The following is a 23,117-nucleotide window of genomic DNA, read 5'->3' as shown; positions in this document are numbered from 1 at the left end:
TATGGCAGACACAATCTCTCCTGAACGAAGAAGCTGGAATATGTCCAGAATAAAAGGAAAAAACACACGCCCTGAGCTGTTGCTACGTTCCCTGCTACATACGGAGGGATTTAGATTTCGCCTGCACGATCCGAAACTTCCTGGAAAACCAGACATTGTTTTAAAAAAGCACAAGGCGGTCATATTTGTTAATGGCTGTTACTGGCACAGGCACGCAGGATGCGCCAAAACAACTACACCAAAAACACGAACATTATTTTGGCTCAACAAATTTGCTGAGACTGTTGCAAGGGACAAAAGAAAATACAGAGAATTAGAAGAACTTGGGTGGAAGGTAATCATTGTCTGGGAATGCCAACTTAAAAACGAACCACAAATAACTTTGTCTAAGGTTCGCAACCAACTTGAAAGGAATTGATCATGGCCGAAGAGCGGAGACTTCCCCCTAGCGCATCATCATTATCAGCATCAATGCGGGATCTTGGATATTCCATGGAAACAGCAATTGCAGACCTGATTGACAACAGCATTACAGCTCATGCCACCGAGATTGAAGTCGTATACGATCCAACACAAGAGACACTTGTCATTTATGACAATGGTGAAGGAATGTCGCCGAGTGAAGTTCTGAGTGCTATGAAACACGGTGCGGCTAATCCCGGAGAAGCTAGAGCCATACATGACTTGGGACGATTTGGTCTTGGTTTAAAAACGGCTTCATTCTCTCAATGCAGGCGTCTGACAGTTGCAAGCCTAAAAAAAGGAACAAGAAGCTCAGTTGAATGGGACCTTGATCTTGTTGACACGAAAGACGACTGGATTGTCAAAGTACTGGATGACAAAGAACTGCAAGAACTACCATACATTAATGAAATACATGAGAATGGGACAATAGTTATCTGGCGCAATCTTGACAGACTTTATGAAGGTGAAACAGGAATAAAAAGAGAAGAATTAGTTAGCGAAAAACTTAACATGGTAGAAAAACACTTAGCCTTGGTTTTTCACCGTTACCTAGCAGGCGAAATAAAAAGACATAAAAAGCTGACGATCTTAATTAATGGTCATAAAATAACCCCATTTGACCCATTTTGCCGTAACTACAGTGAAACCCAGCACCTTCCTGAAGAGATAGTCAGAGTCAATGGCTCTAAAGTACGAATTCAACCATATATCTTACCGCATCACAGCAAGCTTTCTGCAGCAGATTATGATTTTTATAAAAACCGAAGCGATTTTATTTCTAACCAAGGAGCATACATCTACCGAAACGGCAGACTAATGGCTTGGGGAGACTGGTTCCGCATTATCCCAAAAGGTGAAGCAACCAAACTGGCTAGAGTTCAAATTGATTTTACTAACTGCATGGATGAAGTATGGACTATAGATATAAAAAAATCGAAAGCTCGCCCTCCTCTGGAAGTTCGTAATAGACTGCGACAGATAATAGCAAGAATCTCTACTCGCAGTACAAGAGTTCATCAAGGCAGAGGCGAAAAGCTGTATGATGAAATTAAATCTCCTATTTGGGAAAGATATGCAGACCAAGGGAATATTCGTTACGATTTAAACCATGACCACCCTCTTGTTCAGACTCTTACAAACATTTTAGACAAAGAAAAAAAAACAAAACTCAAGATACTCCTCGAAGCAATTCCATCTGCGCTTCCTCTTGAGATGATTTATTCTGACTACTCTACTTGTCCTAAAAGCATGTCTACAATCGAATCTGACAAAGATGACATTGAAGAGAAGATGCTCATCTTTAAAAATGTTCTGGTGCCAGAGGTTGTCTCATCTCCTGAAGACTTCAAAGATATTCTAAGATCTACCAGGCTTTTTGAAGACTATCCTGATATTGTTGATAATTTTATTCAAAGGGAGTTCTAATGAATCAAAATAAAATCCTAAATGAAAAAAATTTCACCAGTTCGCTAGTGATGGCACTATCGCTTCTTCCTACAGCTCCAACAAAAGCTGAAGTTGAAGAAAAAGCGAAACAACTAGCAGCAGTATTCGGTTATACAGGCGACATAACTCCTGTCGTAACAGAAGTTATGGTAGCAATTGATACTCGCATGGGGACAGGTGTTTCTCTGATTGATGTGGAGGCTGAGCATGACAATGAGTGGCATTTAAAAAGAGATAATATCCAGTGGACATACTCAGACGCATATTCTGATTTTCTCAGAACTGGAGGATGGGGATCTGACGTAATTCAATCTCTTAGTGATGTTGGTGATAAAATACTCGGCCATCTTCAAGACCCTACTAGTGTTGGTTCGTGGGACAGACGAGGATTAGTTATAGGCCATGTTCAATCAGGTAAAACTGCAAACTACATGGGTGTTATCTCAAAAGCAGCAGATGCCGGATATAAATTCATCATAGTCATCGCGGGAATACATAACAACTTGAGAAAACAAACACAGGAAAGAATAGATGAGGGCTTTGTCGGCAGGTCTAGTAATCCTGAGAATCGCGTTAACATTGGTGTCGGACTAACTCCTGATTACCCACATCCAGCCACACTGACCAACATTCACGATGATTTTCGCAAACATACAGCGAACTCCAGTGGATGGAAGATTAACGACTTCAGCAAACCGATAGTGCTGGTAATTAAAAAAAATGTTTCAACTTTAGAAACACTTTATGATTGGTTAAAAGAAATGAATGCCGCCGGAAATGGACAGATTTCCGATATTCCAATGCTAGTCATTGACGACGAGGCGGATAACGCATCTATCAACACTAACAAACCAGACCTAGACCCTACAAAAACGAATGCTTGGATTCGCAGCATTTTGGGTCTTTTCGCAAAATCATGCTACATCGGATACACAGCTACACCGTTTGCAAACATATTCATCAATCCTGATGCCTACGACAAAGATGTTTATGAAGAATTATTTCCAAGAGATTTTATTTATTGCCTTGATGCTCCAAGCACATACTTTGGCCCTGACAAAGTATTCCTTGACGAGGATTCTAGTGATAAAATATTAGAACCAATCGTTGATTGCGAGAATTATCTTCGTTTCGCACATAAAAAAGACGATCTGGTAACAGAGCTTCCACCAAGTCTATATAATGCTGTAAATCAATTTGTCATAGCCAGAACCATTCGCAACTTAAGGGGACAATCTAACAAACATTGTTCAATGATGATTAATGTCTCCAGATTTGTAGTGATACAGAACAGAGTTCGAGATTTCATAAGTCTATATACCAACAAATTGAAAGAAGCGGTTAAGTCCTATTATGCCATGCCAGAGGCCATTTCCTCACAGAATAGCTACATGAGATCTCTAAAAACAACATTCTGTAACGATTATGCTCATTGTGAATTAAGTTGGGAAGAAGTCAAGATATCACTCAACAATGCGACGGAAAATTTAAGAATTTTTGTTGTTAACAGTAAATCAGATGAAGTCCTTGACTATAAAAAGTACGAAAATGATGGAACAGCTTTAACCGCAATAGCAATTGGAGGTTTAAGCTTGTCACGAGGACTCACCATCGAAGGGTTATGCATTAGCTATATGTACAGAAACACACGTATGTATGACACTCTGATGCAAATGGGAAGATGGTTTGGTTATCGTCCTGGTTTCGAAGATCTTTGCAAAGTCCATTTAGCTAAAGATTCTATCGACTGGTATTCACACATAGCTGAATCTTCTGAAGAGCTACGTATGCAGATTAAAAGAATGCGTAGAGCCCAATTAAGCCCTAAACAGTTCGGTCTATACGTTAAAGCCCATGATAACAGCCTACTAATTACGGCCCCTAACAAAATGAGAACGGGCGAAAGGCTAACTTTCAATCAGAACTTTAGCGGCAAACTGATAGAAAGCTATATTCTTCCCACAGACGACCATATTAATGCAAAAAATGAAAAGTTAATTGCCCAATACTGGAAAGAGGGATTTGGTGGTGAGGTAAAGGAAACTTCCAAAGGCTGGACTATTCAGAATGTGGCTGTCTCCAAACTTGAAGACTTCTTAACCTCTTTTTACACTCATCCCAGTTTTGCTGAAAAAAAATCAGCTGCAATAAGCTACTTAAGACTAATATCGGACGAATTCCAAACCGGAGATGTTCTCCTCATCTCAATAAAAGGAAAAGGAGAAGATGCCTTACAGTACAAACTTGGAGTTCAGGAAAGGTCCAGTGCTAAGCTCTTAGAAAAGGAAAAGGCATGGCGGGCAAGTAAATTACGTGTAGCAAGTAGAGGAGATGAAGGACTAGACCTTACTATTGAACAACGACAGCGTGCTCAAGATATGGCCTCAAATGAAGATAAAGACAAAAAGGCATCAGATTTCCATTATAGAACAATCCGCAATAAACCTTTGCTTATGATTCATGTCATTGACCCGGAAGCAAAAGAAGATAGTGAAAAACGTGTACCAGCTTTTGGCTTAAGTTTTCCCCAAGGCAATTATGACAGAGAGGTTGAAGTTGTAGCCAACATCATTTGGGTCAATAAAATGCATGGAGATGTCATCGACACTCCAGACGAGGAGGATGACTACGATGAATAAATCAACGCCTTGGACTGAAATCAAAACACCCATATGTGATTATCATGTTCGGCAAATACCAAGTCAAAGTCCTGTCCCGATCTTCTGGGGCAAAGATGAAGCTGGACGCTGCCTGTTTATTCTTGAACTCGACGGTGATCATAGTGCTGATTTTAAAGCTAATGCCACTTTGGTGAAAGGACTCGGTATCGACCTGAGGGGATCAAAAGAAGACACAAAACAACGTTTGATTATTGCTTTGGAAAAACAAGTAGATACGGATCTATTTCATGGTCTTTGCAATACTCTAATCGCTTCATTAAATCCGATGACTTCATCTGAAGAAGCACTAGGGGTAACTCTTACGCACATCAAACGCTGGAAAGCTTTTTTTACCGGAAGAAGAAACAAAATCCTCACAGCCGAAGAGGTTAGAGGACTGTTTGCAGAGCTTCAGTTTCTAAGGCTTTTGTATGAAAACAAATACCCACAAAAGTCTGCGATAGACGCTTGGTGTGGCCCAGAAAATTCTCATCAAGATTTTATATATGAAGACAATGCCGTCGAGATTAAATCCCTATCAGGGCATGAAAGAAATTCAGTCCGAATATCATCGGAAGACCAACTCGAAACACAATGTGCCAACCTCTATCTAGTTACTTTCAAACTAATAGCTCAAGACAATGAAAACTCCATCTCACTAAATCAGTTAGTAAAAGTCATAATTGACGAACTGACAGAAAATGAAGCTATAGAAATATTTTCAGCAAAACTAGCAGCATCAGGTTACGTCGAGCTTATTGAATATGATTCTCCTTGTTTCCAGGTCGTCTGTATTCAGCCATATAAATATGCCGAGGGGTTCCCGCGTTTGGTCCGATCCACTATGCCGAATGGGATTATTCGCGTTGGCTATGAACTAAAACTTGAAAGTCTCGTTGATTTTAAATGTAAAATTGAACACTTACTATAGCAGGAGTTAGTTCGGTGTCTGTTCAAGAGTTTTACCATGATTTCAGGCAGGGTTTTATGGCCGACGCAGAAGCCAACAGCAGCTTTCAGCTTGAATCTTTTGTCGAACTGGTTGCTCAAGATTTGGTTGAAGGAAACGTTATGGACGGCTTCGAATTCTGCCATTTTAGAGCAAAAGGCCTTCGTGTAGACGGATACTGGCTGGATGAAGAAGGGGTGCTCAGTCTTATAATCGCTGATTTTGAATGTAGAGATGAGCTCGCTTCATTAACAAAAACAGACGTGAATACCATATTTAAGCGAGTAAAAAACTTTTTTGAATCAAGTCGGAATAGATCTTTATACAAAAATCTCGACGAAACTACTCCTGAATACGGTTTGTCCCGCCAGATTGCTGACCGAAAACAACACATACGTCGGGTAGACTTCTTCCTTCTTTCAGAACGGACCCTTAGTGATAAATTTAAAACATACGACGAACCGGACGATACCATTGTTCCGATGACTTACCATATCTGGGACATGTCCAGATTATTTCGCCAACAAAGCTCAAAGGGGCATAAAGAACCACTGGATCTTGACCTTATTGAACTTTTTGGAACTGGAGTATCCTGTCTTCCTGCCCATCTAGGAGAGGATACATTCCCTTCATATCTTGTTGTAATGCCTGGTGAGATCCTTTCAAAACTATATGCAAAACATGGAGCTCGACTTCTTGAACAAAACGTTAGAACATTTCTCCAAGCGCGAGGAAATGTGAATAAAGGGATCAGGAATACAATCACTAATGAACCGGATATGTTCTTTGCATACAATAATGGCATTACAGCCACAGCTCAATCAGTGAATACTGAGTTGGGCAGTCATGGACTTCAAATAACCAGAGTAAAGGACTTGCAGATAGTAAACGGAGGACAAACAACTGCATCTTTGTTTCATACTTACAATAACAATCCAAAAGAAGTTTCACTTGAAAAAGTTTTTGTCCAAATGAAATTGTCAATAATTGAAAGTGAAGAAAGCGAAACCATCGTCCCTCTGATCTCTGAATATGCCAATACGCAAAACAAAGTCAGTGCTTCAGATTTTTTTTCCAACCATCCATTCCATATAAGAATCGAGGGTTTTTCAAGACGAAAATATGTTCCAGCTAAAGAGGGGGAACAACGTGAAACAAAATGGTTTTATGAACGGACAAGAGGGCAGTTTGCGGATGAACAATCCAAACTTAAGCCATCTGAAAAAAGACGATTTCAAGCCGAGCATCCGCGCAACCAGATGTTTACCAAAACAGACCTAGCCAAGTTCGAAAATGTTTGGGACGAACATCCAAAATGGGTATGTCTGGGTGCCCAGAAGAATTTTACGCAATTCGCCAAACGTATAGGTAAAGACTGGATTCTGTCCCAAGATTTTTTCAATGAATTTTTTTATCAACGACTGATTGCCCGTGGAATAATCTTCCGTCGGGCAGAGAAGCTGGTATCAGTTCAACCATGGTATGATGGAGGCTTTAGGGCACAAATAGTAGCCAATGCACTGGCAATGATAAGTGAAGTCTGCAAGCGTAATAAAGTAGCAATTGACTACATGCGAATCTGGAATAACCAAAAAGTGTACCCCTCGCTACTGGAAGTAATCACCATTGCCACTAAGATGGTTAGTGACGACATTACTCACCCACCTGAAGGTATATCCAATATCGGTGAATGGTGTAAGAAGGAAGGATGCTGGACCAGACTACAGTCCATAATCCCAAAATTAGAATCGAATATTTCAAAAGTATTCTGGGATGAGACCATATCGATCAAAGACCAAGCTGCTCAAGTTAAGGATGCAAAAGAAACTCAGAAGATTGATGATGGCATAAATGCACAAAAACAAGTTGTTGAAATTCCAGCAACAACTTGGGCTACTGTTCTTTCAGCTGGAATAAAAGGTAAATTTCTGTCCTCAAAAGAAGCTAATCTACTTAGGATTGCACAACAAATACCGATGAAAATACCCAGTGAGAAACAGTGCAACCTATTGATAGCTATTCTTTTAAAAGCGGAAAAAGAGGGTGTTGTACTTCAATAAGTACACACAATCTTCAAATAATAATTTCTACAGCTGAATGTAAAACTTTTCAAAATACAACAAGTTGGAAAATGACTAAAATACCAAACACAGTAAATGATCTTTTTGATTTATCTGTAAGTGATATTATCTCCAAAAAAGATCTTTTTTCAATGATCCAATATTCTAAAGTTAAAGACTCAAAATATTGGTCTGGAGAAGACAACATAATAGGTAATACTCCACAGCAAGGAATTAATTGGGTAGGTGAGCCCCCAAGGACTAAAGCCGTTATCATTAAATCAAAAACTGGAATCTACGATTTTGATGGCTGGTCAAATAAAGAAAAGGTATCATTCACATACTCATTTAAAGCTCGGAATGGAAATATTAACCTAAAAGAAAAAGCCAATCGCGTTTTAATAGAACAGCCTAAATTCAACTATCCTATTTTGCTTTTTAATGACGCCCCTAATGGATGGAGATATGAAGGCAAGTTTTCAGTAATAGCAATAGAAAAGAAATATGTTGTCTTAAAAAGAAAGCACTCTTTCGAGCACACAGATTCACAACAAGATGAATTAATATATGAAGAAGGAGGTCGTAAATACACTGCTCATCTTATAATTGAAAGAAATAAAGAGGCTATTAATTGTATTAAGAACTCTAGAGATTGGAAATGCGAAATATGTGGTCTAAATTTTAATACGCAATATGGATTCAAGTACATTGAGGCTCATCATAAAAAGCCGATAGCTTCATTCTCAGATAAGCATCAAATTTCAATATCGGACCTAGCCCTTTTATGTCCAAACTGCCACAAGGCCGTTCACCTTTTTATGAAATCAAGCGACATGAAATATGAAGAAATTGCAAAAAAGATAGCATCACTAACAATCTGAGTAAGTATATTTACCATGAAAGGCAGCAAAATTATGACTGATTCACGCCATGTGGCCATTATTTTTACTGATCTTAAAGGCTTTTCGGGGATTGACGACACTTCATATGCAGGAGTCCATAAGCTGAATTCTTACATAGAAGAAAGCGTGCTTAATCCGCTCTCCCCTTTAAAATTCAAAACTTGGGGCGACGCTATAAGCGTTTATTTCGGTTGCTGCGCCGATGCGGCTGAAGCTGCACTTCGAATTCGCGATTACATCCGTACATGCCCGTGGAAGAAATATAACTTACTCCCTCTCCCGATCCGCATTGGTGTTCACTTTGCACGGATAACGGTTATGCATGGCGAAAATGGAATTGAAGATATCGTAGGCAAAGGAGTTAGTGCGGGAGCCAGAATAGAGCCTATTGTTGAGCCAGATAAAGTATACTGCTCAGGGATATTCCGTGAGAATCTGATCGCCGATAAAGACACACGGTTTACATTTGTTGATTTGGGAAAGATGGAACTTGCTAAGAATTTTGGCACTATGAATATGTATGAACTTTTATGGAAGCACGAACAAAAAAGTACTTCTTCACAAGAAATTATCAAAGTTGATAGAGGGCCTTTGTTAAAAGTTCCAATATTTCCACGAAAAATAACCGACATTGATAGAAAGGATTTTGTTGATCGTTCATTCTCACAGGCGAGGACGTTATTCCAAAATATGGCGGTAACCATTCAGGAAAAAAGAAATGATATTTTTATCGATGTTCAGGATGTCGATAACATGCGTTTCATTGCTGGACTTTATATTAATGGGGATCTGGAGCATCAGACTAAAATTTGGATTGGGGGAGCATTTTCAACATTTTCGATTTCGTGCTCAGATGGAGTACGGATAGATCCGCACTCCTCAAACTCATTTAATGAATGTTTAATTCTTGAGGATGATGACAGCGAGCTTTTCTTTAAGGCCCAGATGGCTCTCTTTGGCGTTGATCACCTTGGATTGGATTTTAATATCAATCGGATGAACATTGAGCAGACATCTATATATTTGTGGCAACGTTTTATCAAAAATTTGTAAATGGTAATTACCCCAAAAATTGCCATAGCTTGTGCCACTTTTAATTTGTCCGTAAAAACAAACTTATGAACAACATCCAATTCAAAAAAGCCATCGTCCGCTTGGAGGAAATGCGCGAAAAATACAATCACCTTCCAGCCGAATATGACGAGGTGCTGAAAGGAGCTATGCAGGATTCACTGGTTAAACGTTTTGAGTATACACTGGAAATGGCGTGGAAAAGCTGCAAGCGGCATTTATCCGAGGAAGGCTATAGTGAAGTTAAGCGTATGGGTCCAAAAACGCTTATGCGCTTTGCTGGCACCATGAACCTTGTTTCTGACACTGAAAGCTGGAACAGGTACTTTGATGCCCGTAATGGTGCGCATCCTGATGACTTTGAGGTACACACTGATTCAATCCTCGCTGTTGTTGATGATTTCTACGAGGATGTGACTGCTTTGTATCAGACAATTTGTGGAGAAGCATGGAATGACTGAAAAAGACCAGCAAAGCTTCCTTCCAGAGAACCTCAATCACTTCCATATACCCATCTCAACTCATCGATTTTAAAATATTTTTCACCATCACCAAAGAAAAAGTGCCTGTGTACATTATCGTGTACATTACCCAGAATCGAATTAATGAAGGTCAGAGAAGACGGGCACTTAGGTCAACAATTCGAATCCTGTATTGCCCGCCAAATATTTCAAGGGGTTAGAGTGTTAGGGTGAATAGCTGTCAAACTTAACTCACCTTTTTTTCAAGCCTGCTCACCCGAGCAGGCTTTTTTCATTGTGTGCCAAGCATGGCGTAATTCTAGGAGGTGCAAGTCCTCTACAGGCCCTGATGGTAGGAACTGTTAGCTGAAGGCAACTGCGTCGCCGTGAGGCGGGGTGGGGAGGAAGCCGGAGGCAAAAGCCGGACTCGACGAACAGAAACCGGATACAAGGCAGGTGCAAGAAGCACGGGAAATGCACCGTGAGTCTTTGCCAAAAAAACGTAGTGAATAGATTCAGGTGAGAAGCGGGCCATTCCACACATAAGCTCCAGACCTTTTGTGGAAATGGTACATGATAAAACAAAGGCCCGGTTCAGGTATTGAACCGGGCCCTTATGTAACAACATAAGTCATTGAGCATATGCAATTCTACAGCATATTTTAATGCCCTTTGCAGACATGGGCACTTGGTGCCCAGCCATCCATATACCATGCACGCGCACCGTGTATCTGCAGGCCATGATACCTTATATATTCAAGTTGCTCCTCAGAGTAGGTATGACCTTCAATCGGTTGGATTGCCATGATCTCAGTAGGACCGTAAGCTTTTGTCGTAGAATCAGCTACAAAAACAGGTTGCCCACAAGATCCTGAGGGATGTTTTATCGTCAATTTGCCCAACCCTACTCCTTCAGCCATGCAGGGGACATCCACATCTCTGGTTAAATCCATTTGAATTCTCCTTAAAGTTAGTTCAAAAGCATACTCTGGACCACATCGACAGTGTCTATCAAAAAAGCCGTAACAAATTTTTGGGGCATATATGCATGCATCTTAGGCTCATTATGAAAACACTGTAGTGAATAACAACATCACGCGAGTACCTAATCATATAAAATTGATATAAACAATCATATTAAACCTGTTGTCAAAATGGACTTCCTGATCCTGCTCCATTTTTATGGAGTCCCAGTTAAGCCACTTTTCTGCATTCCTGACAGTTTTCAAACTTTTCCGGTGAGATCCATCCATTAGATGAATGTCTTCGTCTCCGGTTGTAATAGGCCTCGATATACTGAAACAAGGCCAGTCTTGCCTCTGTCTGATTTGAAAATCTCTGATGCCGTATGAACTGGGTTTTCAGCGTGCGGAAAAAAGATTCCGCAACAGCATTGTCCCAACAGTTTCCTTTGCGAGTCATAATACCCCCGGCTTTGCCGGGGGTATTATGACTTTTTATTGTTTTCGTGTGTATTCTTAAAAAATATAAGTATATAGTGGTATGCTATATTTATCCTCCACAGGATTGTCTTACTACCAGTCTGCTTTCCAGAACCACCTTACGTGTCGGACGCTTAGGATCATCAATGCGTTTTAGAAGCAATTCGCAGGCGGTCTGGCCTATGGCGTAAGTCGGTTGTTCCACTACAGTAATCGCGGGGCGGGTCATTGAAGTCCATATTGATTCGTCAAAACTTGCAAAAGCTACGGAATCCGGGACAGGCAGTTCTTTATCTCTTATGGCTCTAAATGCACCAGCACCAAGTCGACCATTACTAGTAATGATGGCTTCCGGCGGATTTTCAAGAGTCAATAATTCGGTGACAGCTTTATGGGCAGCTTGATCCGTGGCTGGCAGAATCTTGATTATCACGTTTTCTTCATCAAGCTTCGCCTCACGCACGGCCTGCTCGAAGCCTGCCTTACGCTGCTGGCCTGTGGCACTGTTATCTCCGAAAAGAGCAGCAATACGTTTGTATCCGTGAGAAAGAACATGTCTGGTTAATTCCACTGCAGCCTGGTGGTTATCAATAAGAACCATGTCAGCAGCATAACCGTTTACCTGTCGGTCGATGATGACCATAGGTGATGTGTAGTAGCGGGTCAGCTCAAAATTGTCGGAAAGTCTCAGTGTCGGTGCCAGAATAATTCCGGCTGCGTTTTCACTCTGCATCATTTCAAGATACATACGCTCTTTTTCATGATTTTCATCCGTATTGCAGAATATGACACTGTAATTGTTTTTCTGGGCTACGTCTTCTACAGCTCTTGCTACAGAAGCAAAAAACGGGCTCTGAATATCGGCAACGATAAGTCCAATGTAAGTAGATTTCTTTGACCGTAATCTTTGTGCAGCCTTGTCTGGTCTGTAATTTGCCTTGGCTACGACTTTAAGCACTTTTTCACGTACTTCCTGTCGTACATTTTGTTTACCGCTCAAAACTCTTGATACAGTAGCGGTTGAAACTCCAGCTGCTTCAGCAATATCCTTAATTCTCATATGTTACCTCATCTTATGAGTAAAAATGTAATCGATTACAAAAAAAATTACAATATTTTTGATTTAAAATGATGGTATTTTTCTTCTAACGCCTTGTTAAAAAATACTTTTTAAGACGTGGCATAGTAAAATATCCTCTATTTACATGTCTTAAATTGTGTGTATAATGTAGCCAAATCCTTTTCCAGGTATGGAAGATTGGAAAAGGTAAATATTTTTTGAAACAAGTTGTAATCGATTACAAAAAAATTTCAAAAACATAAATTTGATCTGGGAGGCAGGCATGATCAATTTTGACCGGACGAGCATTGAGCTGGGGGCAACCGCTTCAGGAAAAACAGAAGCGATTGAAAAGGTGGGTAAAATCCTGATGCGGCAGGGGTATATTGAGCCTGAGTATATTGAGAGTATGAAACGCAGGGAAGGCGTTGCAAATACTTTTCTTGGTAACGGCATATCTATTCCCCACGGCCTGCCAGAAAACAGGGATAAAATTTTGAAGACCGGCGTGGCTGTCTTGCAGGTTCCTGAAGGAGTTGCCTGGAATCCCGGCGAACTAGTTAATTTGGTTATAGGAATTGCTGCCAAATCTGACGAGCATATTGAAATTTTGACTAATCTGACCCACGTACTTGATGACGAAGAGACTGTAGCTCGCCTTGCAGTAACCAAAGATCCGGCGGATATAGTAGGTGTGCTCAGCGGGGAATGCAAAACAGAATCCCGTCCTGCTCCCACACTGGATGTAACTGATTTTGATTCGTCGATTGACGTGACTGTTATGGGTGAGCATGGCCTGCACGCTCGTCCTGCTACCTTTTTTGTTGATATAGCCAAACAGTTCAGTGCTGAAATTCAGGTGGAGTTTGATGGTCGTTCCGGAAACGGCAAAAGTCTCGCTTCCCTGCTTAAGCTCGGTGTCTCCGGCGGAAAGACAATTCGCATTCACGCGAAGGGCTTTGATTCCGGAATTGCTCTTGCTGAGTTGAAGGAAGCAGTGGATGCCGGTCTCGGAGAAGAGGCAGAAGAAGCGCTAGCCACTCAAGTTGCACACGGCTGGACACCTGAAAATGTAAAGAAAACAATTCCCGGCTGTACCGCATCGCCCGGACTCGCCTCAGGTCCGGTGCATCAGTTGACGCAGCGGCGTATTGTGGTCGAAGCCTTGGCTAAAGATCCTCAGCATGAATCAGCCGAATTAACCCACTCAATTGCTGCAGCCCGTCAGAATCTGCATCATCTTTACGAAGAAGTACGGGCCAAGTCCGGTGAGCCTCGGGCAGCTATTTTCAAGGCCCATGAAGCTTTTCTTGATGACCCTGAAATGCTCGCTGAAACCCATGAACTTATTCGCAAGGGTAAAAGTGCAGGGTATGCCTGGCGGCAGGTTATAGATGATCGCGTCCATGCCATGGAACAGCATGCCGATGAGTTGCTTGCAGCCCGGGCAATGGACCTGCGTGACGTTGGTCGCCGTGTGTTGAAACATTTGGCCGGAATTATTCAGGATGAACCGTTCACTCCTGAATCGCCCGTAATACTCATCGCTGAGGACTTAACGCCATCTGATACAGCCCAACTCGACCCTGCTTTCATACTTGGTTTTTGTACCGCCAGTGGCGGACCTACTTCACATTCCGCAATCATTGCCCGTTCACTCGGGATTCCGGCCATAGTAGGTGCCGGTCCCAGTCTGCTTGAAGTTGCTAATGACACCGTGGCAATTCTGGATGGAGATTCCGGCAACCTTTATCTTGAACCGTGCGAAGCCGACATCAAGACCGCAAATGCGGCTAAACTGCAGTTGGAAGAGCTGCGTAATGAAGAGTATCGAACCCGGTTCGAACCGGCTCTGACCACCGATGGTGAACGAATCGAAGTTGTTGCCAACATCGGCAAGGTCAGCGAGGCCGAAAAGGCCGTCAACGCTGGCGGAGAAGGTGTTGGGCTTATGCGTACCGAATTCCTTTTTCTGGAGCGGGATACTCCTCCGGATGAAGAAGAGCAGTACCAGAACTATAAGGCCATGGTTGATGCACTCAACGGCCTGCCTATCATCATCCGAACCCTTGATATTGGCGGAGACAAAGCTGTTTCATATCTTGATCTTCCGCCTGAAGAAAACCCGTTCCTCGGTGAACGCGGAATCCGCCTTTGTTTGAACAGACCTGAAATGTTCCTGACCCAACTGCGCGCCATCTATCGTGCCTCCAAGTACGGCCCCATTCGCATCATGTTCCCCATGATTGCTACTCTTGAAGATCTTGATGCTGCAAAGCGCCTTGCTGAAAAGGCCCGTATAGAGGTCGGAGCCGAGCCTGTTGAAATCGGGATCATGGTTGAAGTCCCATCTGTAGCTGCCATGGCAAGTGAATTCGCCAGAGAAGTTGATTTTTTCTCTGTAGGTACCAACGATCTGACTCAGTACACCATGGCTATCGACCGTGTTCACCCGACGTTAGCCGCTAAAGCGGACAGTCTGCATCCGGCAGTGCTGCGTCTTATTGCTCAAGTGGTCAAAGCTTCCGACGAGGCTGGAATATGGACCGGCGTATGCGGCGGGTTGGCCGGGGAACCACTCGGTGCGGCAATTCTTGCCGGACTTGGAGTAAAGGAACTCAGTATGGTTGTGCCCAGTATCGCAGCAGTAAAGGCCCGTATGCGTACTCTGAGCATGGAGTTGGCCCGTGAATTGGCGCGAAAAGCATTAGCCTGCCGTAACGGTAAGGAAGTCCGGGCTCTGGGCCTGCCTTAATGCGGAGAAGAATATGTCTACAAAGACAAAGATAGTAACTGTAACGATGAATCCGGCCATAGATCTGGCCTGTAAGGTTCCGGATTTCACCGCCGGGAAGGTCAACAGGGTAACCGAATATCAGACAGATGCGGCAGGCAAGGGTGTAAACATAGCCGTTCTGCTACGCAAATTTGGTCTGCCGGTTGTTGTAACCGGATTTCTGGGGCGGGATAATGCCGGCATATTTGAGAAGTTGTTCTCAGAGAGAGGGCTTGTTGATGACTTTGTGCGGGTTCCTGGCGAAACGCGCATCGGCATAAAAGTCCTTGATCCGAGCACTGAATCAACAACTGACATCAATTTCCCCGGTCTGTCTCCGAATGAGGAGCATGTTGAAGAGTTGATGCGCAAGGTCGAGCAACTGGCTGGGGATGCATTGATGGTAGTAATCGGTGGAAGTCTGCCATCGGGTGTTTCTCCGGATGTTGTCGGACGAATGGTAACGGTTATTAAGGGCAAGGGTGCAAAAGCGGTGGTTGATACCAGCGGTCCGGCTCTATTCAGTGCAATCAAGGCCGGTCCCTGGCTGATCAAGCCTAATGACGATGAGTTGTCAGAGTTGGTTGGGCGTCCGCTCAAGGATAATCGGGATATTCTTGATGAAATGAGAAACATGAACAGGGCCGGAATTGGCAATGTGGCTGTTTCCCTGGGATCGCGGGGAGCCCTGTTCACAGATGGAGTCGAGGAGCTTTTAGCGAAACCGCCTAAAATTGAGCCTGTCAGCACTGTTGGGGCAGGCGATGCCATGATAGGCGGTCTGGTTGCGGGAGTTGCGCTCGGGCTTTCATTAAAGGAACGGATACGCCTCGCAACATCCTTGTCTGCCGCTACTGTGGCTCAGGCTGGTCCCAGTCTGGAACGGCTTGATGTTGCTAAGGAGTTGGAAGAACAGGTAACTGTTGAAGCGATAAGCTTGTAAGGGGGAACTTTTATGTCGAAGATTGTTGCCGTAACGGCGTGTCCTACCGGCGTTGCCCATACCATCATGGCTGCCGAAGCATTGAAAAAAGTCGGAGCCAGCATGGGGCACAGCGTGGAGGTGGAAACTCAGGGGGCAGAAGGTGTAAAGGATGTCCTTAGCCAGCAGGCCATTGACGCGGCCGATGTGGTCATCATAGCCGCAGATATTCATGTTGATCCGGCCAGATTTTTGGGTAAGCCCATGCATGCGGTCTCTACAAGTGACGCTATTCGCAAGACAAAGGAAATTATTGAAACCGCGTTGAAGGAAGCTGAGGATTTCAGTGCACAGGCACTCTCTACTGCATCCGATGGTGGACAAAAATATATTGTAGGAGTCACTTCCTGTCCGACCGGTATTGCCCATACTTTCATGGCAGCAGAGGCATTACGCAAGGCTGCTGAGGGTCTCGGTTATGAAGTCAAGATTGAGACTCAAGGTTCTGTCGGCGCCAAAAATGTTCTCACTGAAGAGGACATCGCCCGAGCTGATGCAGTTGTAGTTGCCGCGGACGCATTTGTTGATCTCAAGCGATTTGCAGGCAAACCTCTTTATGAGACCGGCACCAAGGCTGCCCTCAGGGAAGGTGCGCAGGTTATTAAGTCTGCTTTAGCAGCCGTTCCTGTGGTCAAGCAGGATCTTGCCGGACAGGTTGAGGACTTGAAGAAAGAACGTTCCGCGGCACGGACCGGACCATATCGCCACCTCATGACCGGCGTTTCCTATATGCTTCCGGTAGTTGTCGCCGGTGGTCTTCTTATTGCGTTGGCATTCGCCTTTGGTGGTATTTACGCAGGAGACAAGCAAGGAACTCTTGGCTGGGCACTTATGCAGATCGGTGGGTCCGGAGCATTTTCCCTGTTCGTTCCTGTGTTAGGGGCGTTCATTGCATATTCTATAGCCCAGAGGCCCGGCATCACACCCGGTCTTGTCGGTGGATTGCTTGCCACTCAGGTAGGTTCCGGATTTCTTGGCGGTATTGTTGCCGGTTTCATTGCCGGTTACCTGACCAAGTTCCTTAATGACAAGATCAAGCTTCCTCAGAACCTGCAAGGTCTCAAGCCGGTCTTGATCCTGCCGTTTTTATCTACCCTCGTGGTAGGTCTGCTTATGATTTATGTAATCGGACCGCCGGTAAAGATTGCTCTGACATCTCTTTCCGAATGGTTGCAGTCCATGCAGGGAACAAGTGCTCTGGCTCTCGGCCTGCTGCTTGGTGCAATGATGGCCTTTGACATGGGCGGCCCGGTAAACAAGGCTGCATACACCTTTGCGGTCGGGCTGCTTTCTGCAAAGATCTATGGCCCCATGGCCGCGGTAATGGCTGCGGGTATGACTCCTCCGTTGGGGCTGGCCCTGGCTGCAAGTCTGTTCAAGAATCGTTTTACCGAAGATGAACATGAAGCGAGCAAAGCTGCATTTGTTCTGGGTATATCCTTCATCACAGAAGGTGCGATCCCGTTCGCTGCACGTGATCCGTTCCGGGTAATTCCCTGTATTATGCTCGGATCAGCGGTGACCGGAGCCATCTCCATGACCATGAAGTGCACGCTGATGGTTCCCCACGGCGGAATCTTCGTCCTCCCCATTCCCAACGCGGTTACTGGGCTTATCCCGTATACTGTGGCCATCATCGTTGGAACAATTGTCACTGCCGGAGCGCTTTTTGTCGCCAAGAAGCCCATTGAACAGGCGACATAGAAGTCGCCAGAATCCACTAGTAATGAAGCTCCCCCAACTTCTTTTGAGTTGGGGGAGCTATTTTGTTGCACGCTTAAGCTTGTGGTGGACTCAGGTCCACTAAGAATGGCAACGGGGTTAACCGAACTATAACGAACGTGGAAAAAACGAAAAACCCTTGCTATTCTATTGAATAACAAGGGTTTAGTTAACGCTAAAAAACGATATGGGACAGTATGAAATGGGGCTTATGGTGGAGGCGGGGGGAGTCGAACCCCCGTCCGAGAACGCTCCGCCAAGACGTCTACAGGTTTAGTCCAAGTATTGAATCTCGTTCATATGAACGCCCCTGAACAGGCAACATATGAACCAGCCTGCCTAACTTTCTCGCCTCTTCCGGGACATGCAGCCGGAAGAATAGCCAGCCTGATAGGGTGTTATCACAGTCCTCATCAGACATCGGGACTGTGACACGGCGTGCTTAATTAAGCAGCCAGTGCGTAATCGTAATTGTCGTTGGCAATTATGATTGTGCCGCTTTTAACGAGGCCAGCGGCGCCTCGACCTGCAATCTTGGCTTCATTCATCCCCGTCGAAACCAGTGCGCCCCCATTTCAAAGAACCTTTTCAATTAGTATCTAATGGTTTAATTTGAAGAAGCAAGGGGGTTGCTCAACATTCAATTAGATTCATAATTGATGAAAATTTGTTCATATCTATGTGTTAACAGACGGCTTTGTCAATTCTATTTTAATGACTTAGCAAAAAAAGAGCGAATCAGCGTTTACTGTCTTCTTTGGTTGGTCCTTGCGATCAACAAAAATGATTTTTGTGAATTTCGAGTGCTTTTTTGAGATGACGCGTCCACTAACTAGTACTATTCTGATTCAGGGTTTAAGTCAGAGAGATGATTGCTGATAAAATCTTCGACGTGAGTTCTATCGATCGGGTGTGAAAACATAAATCCCTGAACTTCATCGCAGGACATATCCTTCAGCATACTCAACTGGCTGGATTCTTCTACCCCTTCTGCAACAACATTCAGCCCCAGACTTTTGGCCATGGTGATGATCGTCCTTACTATTTCCTGTTGAGGTTTGTCGGAATTATTACCAGAAATGAAAGATCGGTCGATCTTTAACCCGTTAATAGGGAATCGCTGCAGATAACTCAGCGAAGAGTATCCTGTTCCAAAATCATCTATGACCAGCTGTACACCCATTTTACGCAGGGCAGATAGTTTGGCCATTGTTTCCGCCGGATTCTGCATCAGGCAGCTTTCAGTCAGTTCAAGCTTAAGATTTCCCGGATCTAGACCTATCTGTTCAAGGCAACTTTTAACAAACTGTGTAAAGTTGGGCTGGGCAAACTGCTTAAAAGAAAGGTTTACATTCACAGTAAGTTCTTTTGCGCCAGTAACATCGATCCACTGTTTCATGCTTCGGCATGCCTCGCGTAATATCCACTGACCCAGAGGGACAATCAGTCCGCTTTCTTCCGCAAGGGGAATAATGACTGAAGGGGAAACCATGCCTCTGTCCGGACTGTTCCAGCGGAGCAGAGCTTCAAACCCTTTGAGCTGTCCAGATGAAGTTCCCATAATAGGCTGATAATGAAGTGAAAGTTCTTCATTATGAATGGCCTCTCTTAAATCGTTTTCAAGCTCTACTTCTGCAATAAGTCTGGAGTGCATCCTCTGGTTGAATACCTTGAATTTTGAGCGGCCCATTTCTTTGGCTCTGTACATGGCAATATCAGCATCGCGCATAACTGCATCAGCATCATCGTACTCGTCGTTTCTGAGCACAATGCCTATGCTTGCACTGGACGTTACTTTGTTTTCAGATAACTCAAGAGGGAGCTGCAACGAATGCTGTATTCTTTTGGCAATCCGTATTACTTCCTGATAAGATGAAAATTCTTCAATAACAATGCCGAATTCATCTCCACCCAGACGGGCAACAGTATCGACTTCGCGGATGCAGGAGCTAATGCGGTCGGCTATGGCAATAAGGAATTCGTCTCCGGCGTGGTGTCCGAGGGTATCGTTGATCCATTTGAACCGATCCATATCAAGCATCATCGCAGCAAACCGATAATTTTTGTGCCGCTTTGCTCTTTTCAGGGCTCTGGAAAGACGTTCGGAAAATAACACCCGGTTAGGCAGACCGGTTAATGAATCATGAAAAGCCTGATGTGCGAGTTGATCCTCAAACGCCTTGCGCTGTGTAATGTCTGTGTAGATATAGTAGATTCCGCTGAGTTCTCCATCGACATGAATTGGGTAGCCGATAACTGAAATGGGTATCAGCCTGCCGTCCTTGTGCCGCCGCATGGTTTCTTTATCTACAAGACGTCCAGTCATGACATTTTCGCTGAACTGCTTGGCTTCAGCCTGAAGTTCCACAGGGACAACCACGCTCCGGTTGTATGACCCAAGAACCTCATTGCGGCTGTAGCCGAACAATTGTTCAAACCCTTTATTCACATCTTGGATTATGCCTTGAGTGTTAACCTGAACGATCGCCTGAGGCGAACTTTCAAACAGCTGTTGGAAATATGCCTGCTGGGTGCGAAGCTGTTGCTCATTTTGTTTACGCTCAGTGATGTCGCGTATTATGGCCATGTAGAAAGGCATGCCTTTAGCTGGTGTAATTACAGCCTCAACAGGGAATTCAGTACCTCCGATTCTTGTACAGTTCAGTTCCACGGTCCGGGAGCTGAACAGCGACTCTGTAGGTACAGATTCTGAACTGATAAGGTCTGTAAATTGAAATTCGTCAAGGGTGCCTGCTCCGGGGAGAGCGAACATCTCGCGGGCTCGGGGATTGGCCTGCAGGAGGGCAAGTGAATCGCGTGAAAAAGTCAGTATGCCATCTGTTGCGGAATGTATGATCGCCTCTGTTTTGGATACGCTTTCTTCAAGAGCCGACATTACCTGGTTGTAACAGGTGGCTATTCTGCCCACTTCTGTAAACGGTTCCACTGGTATTCGGAGTGAAAGATCCTGTGTCTGGGCCTGTAACTCCATTGTATGGAATAGATCCAGCAAGTCAGTGTGCGCTCCGTGTTCTGATATATTGAGACCGACCTCCTCTTCTTCCGGAGTTACTCGCAGGGGGGTAATCCTGTTAATCAGGTTAAGCAGCACGTAGGGGAACAGGAATGCCACTCCAAATGCCGCCACGATCCCTGTGCTCTGAATGACAATCTGGTCATACATGTTTAAGCCTGTGCCGATAAGTTCTGGATCTCCGAACAGGGCTACAGCCAGAGTCCCCCAGATTCCACACCCTAGGTGAACTGGTACAGCTCCAACGGCATCGTCAACTTTGGCCTTTTCTAATATTTTTTCAAACCAGACGCAAAGAACACCGGCAATGCCGCCGATGATTACGGCATCAGCCGCGTAAACAACATGGCAGTTGGCTGTAATTGCAACGAGTCCTCCCAGAGAACCATTTATTATGTTGTTTACTTTTGGAATCCTGCTGTCAAACCAGCCAAGCAGGGTGCAGGTCATTCCCCCTGCGACACCGGCAAGCGCTGTGTTGGCTATAATTAGAGGAACAGATGCGTCGAGGGTTAAAGTTGATCCTCCGTTAAATCCGAACCAGCCGAACCAGAGCAACATGGTGCCCAGAACGGACATAGGCAGGTTGGATGCGTTCATTTCGCGAACTGTGCCATCGGCCGTAAAGCGCCCGTTACGTGGACCAATGATAAGCAAAGCTGCGAGAGCTACCCATCCTCCGACAGAGTGAACTACCGTCGATCCGGCAAAATCCACAAAACCTCTCGAGCCAAGCCATCCTGTCAGCTGTCCGTTTTCCAATCCATTCCAAGCCCAGTTGCCGAATACAGGGTAAACAAGAACAGAAAGGATTACTGCAACTATGAGGTAGGTGCTGAATGACATGCGTTCGGCAATGGCTCCGGAAAATATTGTTGTAGCAGTACCGCAAAACATGGTTTGAAAAATGAAGAAAGCGGTCAAGTATGCGGAAGAGTTCAGTGGCAGGAAAAAAGAATCGGAACCTATGAGTCCAAGATATTCACTGCCGAACATAACTCCGTAACCAAGAGCCCAAAAGCTGATGGTCGATAATACAAAGTCGGCAAGGTTTTTGGCAGCAACGTTAATGGAATTCTTTGACCTTGTAAGACCTGATTCAAGACACATAAAGCCTGCCTGCATCAGAAAAACAAGAGCGGAGCAGATTAGAATCCACAGCATATCAACTAGCGATTTGTCCATGACTATTTCCTTCGCATTTGTCGGCTTATTTTTTCAAAAAAGTAATTTAAAAAAGACAAATCAGGTCTATTTGCAGATCATTTGCCTTTTTTTGTACAAAATCAGACAATGAGAAGGTTGTCAAAATAATAATTTACTGTTTTTGATCTGATGTTGGGAGAGGATAGTCTGTGATAAAAATATTGAATGAGTATGGTGTTGTTTTGAAAATACTTCGGATGGTCAGGTAAATAGGACTCAAATAGGATAAAGGTCGCCAGCGTAACTATAGACTGTTTAACCTTACTGGCGAGGAATGTTGTTTGTGTCTTGATGCAACGTATGTGAAAGGGGTGTTTTTATGAAATTGTAGCAAGTGTACCTATAATTATTCTGCGTACGGACATCAAAAGCAGACGGAATCGTGTGTGTATAGGACTGTATGTGGCCGTCTTCTGTATGTATAAATTAATGTAAGTATTGATTTTTAATTATGTTTTTTCAACTGTGAATAAATGCAAAAAAGACAGTAGCCGATTTAAAAATCTCAATCGGTTAAAAAGAATGCAGTTATGGCATAAAAGGTAAATATGAAGATTACTGTTCCCAGCCTTCTTTGCAGGATCCGCAAAGTTTATCGCAGAGTGGAGTTTCAAGAGGGTCGAATCCTCCTGTGCGAATTTCTCCGGTCAGGGTGTTCCTGCATGAATATTCCAATTCGTATTCGCAGACCCAGTCGGCAAGGACATCGTTATTAACATCCATACACTTGACTTGCACTGCTCCGAAATTGACCCGCTCATCTATGCAGCCGGTTCCGTTCTGACAGTGGTAGACGGTAACATCTGCCAGGGAAGCTGAAGCACTGCCAAAAGTCATCGCAGCAAAACTTATGGCGGCCAGTAATTTTTTATTCATTAGGC

15 protein-coding genes, 1 other RNA gene and 1 pseudogene are annotated in these 23,117 nt (G+C 44.0%); 11 read left to right on the top strand and 6 right to left on the bottom strand.

The window, feature by feature from the left end; genetic code table 11:
* Position 1 precedes the first annotated feature (1 nt).
* The 8 genes from N7E73_RS18560 to N7E73_RS18525 all read left to right on the top strand — a co-directional run bounded on the left by N7E73_RS18560 (position 2) and on the right by N7E73_RS18525 (position 10,014).
* Positions 2 to 418, top strand: coding sequence for a very short patch repair endonuclease (locus N7E73_RS18560; RefSeq protein ID WP_432736433.1), 417 nt, complete (start codon positions 2 to 4; stop codon positions 416 to 418).
* Positions 419 to 492: 74 nt separating this feature from the next.
* Entirely contained in the window at positions 493 to 1,890 is a 1,398-nt protein-coding gene (locus tag N7E73_RS18555) for an ATP-binding protein (protein WP_432736431.1), read from the top strand.
* Positions 1,890 to 4,550, top strand: a complete 2,661-nt coding sequence (locus N7E73_RS18550; protein WP_432736429.1) for a Z1 domain-containing protein — start codon at positions 1,890 to 1,892, stop codon at positions 4,548 to 4,550. The genes N7E73_RS18555 and N7E73_RS18550 overlap by 1 nt, the downstream gene beginning before the upstream one ends.
* Positions 4,543 to 5,502, top strand: a complete 960-nt coding sequence (locus N7E73_RS18545) for a PD-(D/E)XK motif protein (RefSeq protein ID WP_432736427.1) — start codon at positions 4,543 to 4,545, stop codon at positions 5,500 to 5,502. The genes N7E73_RS18550 and N7E73_RS18545 overlap by 8 nt, the downstream gene beginning before the upstream one ends.
* 14 nt (positions 5,503 to 5,516) lie before the next feature.
* The gene (locus N7E73_RS18540; protein WP_432736426.1) at positions 5,517 to 7,580 is read left to right on the top strand and encodes an AIPR family protein; all 2,064 of its coding nucleotides are present in this window, start codon (positions 5,517 to 5,519) and stop codon (positions 7,578 to 7,580) included.
* A 71-nt stretch (positions 7,581 to 7,651) separates the two neighbouring features.
* Positions 7,652 to 8,461 (top strand): HNH endonuclease, encoded by an 810-nt coding sequence (locus tag N7E73_RS18535; RefSeq protein WP_432736424.1) that lies wholly within the window; start codon positions 7,652 to 7,654, stop codon positions 8,459 to 8,461.
* A 33-nt stretch (positions 8,462 to 8,494) separates the two neighbouring features.
* Positions 8,495 to 9,535 (top strand): adenylate/guanylate cyclase domain-containing protein, encoded by a 1,041-nt coding sequence (locus tag N7E73_RS18530; RefSeq protein WP_432736422.1) that lies wholly within the window; start codon positions 8,495 to 8,497, stop codon positions 9,533 to 9,535.
* 65 nt (positions 9,536 to 9,600) lie between these two features.
* A complete protein-coding gene (locus N7E73_RS18525) occupies positions 9,601 to 10,014 on the top strand; it encodes a nucleotidyltransferase substrate binding protein (protein ID WP_432736421.1) in 414 nt (137 codons plus the stop codon).
* A 662-nt stretch (positions 10,015 to 10,676) separates the two neighbouring features.
* On the opposite strand, the gene N7E73_RS18520 is transcribed toward N7E73_RS18525, so the two are convergent.
* From N7E73_RS18520 to N7E73_RS18510, 3 genes and pseudogenes are all read right to left on the bottom strand, one after another.
* Positions 10,677 to 10,967 (bottom strand): hypothetical protein, encoded by a 291-nt coding sequence (locus N7E73_RS18520; protein WP_432736420.1) that lies wholly within the window; start codon positions 10,965 to 10,967, stop codon positions 10,677 to 10,679.
* A gap of 241 nt (positions 10,968 to 11,208) precedes the next feature.
* Positions 11,209 to 11,436, bottom strand: a pseudogene (locus N7E73_RS18515) (integrase core domain-containing protein); the annotation flags it as partial.
* A 90-nt stretch (positions 11,437 to 11,526) separates the two neighbouring features.
* Complete coding sequence (locus N7E73_RS18510) at positions 11,527 to 12,516, bottom strand: LacI family DNA-binding transcriptional regulator (RefSeq protein WP_432736418.1); 990 nt, start codon at positions 12,514 to 12,516, stop codon at positions 11,527 to 11,529.
* A gap of 283 nt (positions 12,517 to 12,799) precedes the next feature.
* Between N7E73_RS18510 and ptsP the strand changes: the two genes are divergently transcribed.
* From ptsP to N7E73_RS18495, 3 genes are read left to right on the top strand one after another with little or no spacing between them, the layout of a single operon-like run.
* Entirely contained in the window at positions 12,800 to 15,271 is a 2,472-nt protein-coding gene (ptsP, locus tag N7E73_RS18505) for a phosphoenolpyruvate--protein phosphotransferase (protein WP_432736416.1), read from the top strand.
* Between the two features lie 13 nt (positions 15,272 to 15,284).
* Complete coding sequence (gene pfkB / locus N7E73_RS18500) at positions 15,285 to 16,235, top strand: 1-phosphofructokinase (RefSeq protein ID WP_432736414.1); 951 nt, start codon at positions 15,285 to 15,287, stop codon at positions 16,233 to 16,235.
* 12 nt (positions 16,236 to 16,247) lie between these two features.
* A complete protein-coding gene (locus N7E73_RS18495) occupies positions 16,248 to 17,978 on the top strand; it encodes a PTS fructose-like transporter subunit IIB (protein ID WP_432736412.1) in 1,731 nt (576 codons plus the stop codon).
* A 230-nt stretch (positions 17,979 to 18,208) separates the two neighbouring features.
* Here the strand turns inward: N7E73_RS18495 and ssrA are convergent.
* From ssrA to N7E73_RS18480, 3 genes are all read right to left on the bottom strand, one after another.
* Positions 18,209 to 18,568, bottom strand: a transfer-messenger RNA (tmRNA) gene (ssrA, locus tag N7E73_RS18490).
* 266 nt (positions 18,569 to 18,834) lie between these two features.
* Positions 18,835 to 22,215 (bottom strand): ammonium transporter, encoded by a 3,381-nt coding sequence (gene amt / locus N7E73_RS18485; RefSeq protein ID WP_432736411.1) that lies wholly within the window; start codon positions 22,213 to 22,215, stop codon positions 18,835 to 18,837.
* A gap of 576 nt (positions 22,216 to 22,791) precedes the next feature.
* The gene (locus N7E73_RS18480; protein WP_432736409.1) at positions 22,792 to 23,112 is read right to left on the bottom strand and encodes a hypothetical protein; all 321 of its coding nucleotides are present in this window, start codon (positions 23,110 to 23,112) and stop codon (positions 22,792 to 22,794) included.
* Positions 23,113 to 23,117: the final 5 nt, after the last annotated feature.

The organism is Maridesulfovibrio sp. FT414 (genome assembly GCF_050916235.1).
In the GTDB taxonomy this organism is placed as follows: Bacteria; Desulfobacterota; Desulfovibrionia; order Desulfovibrionales; family Desulfovibrionaceae; genus Maridesulfovibrio.
This window is presented reverse-complemented; position numbering and strand designations above follow the sequence as displayed.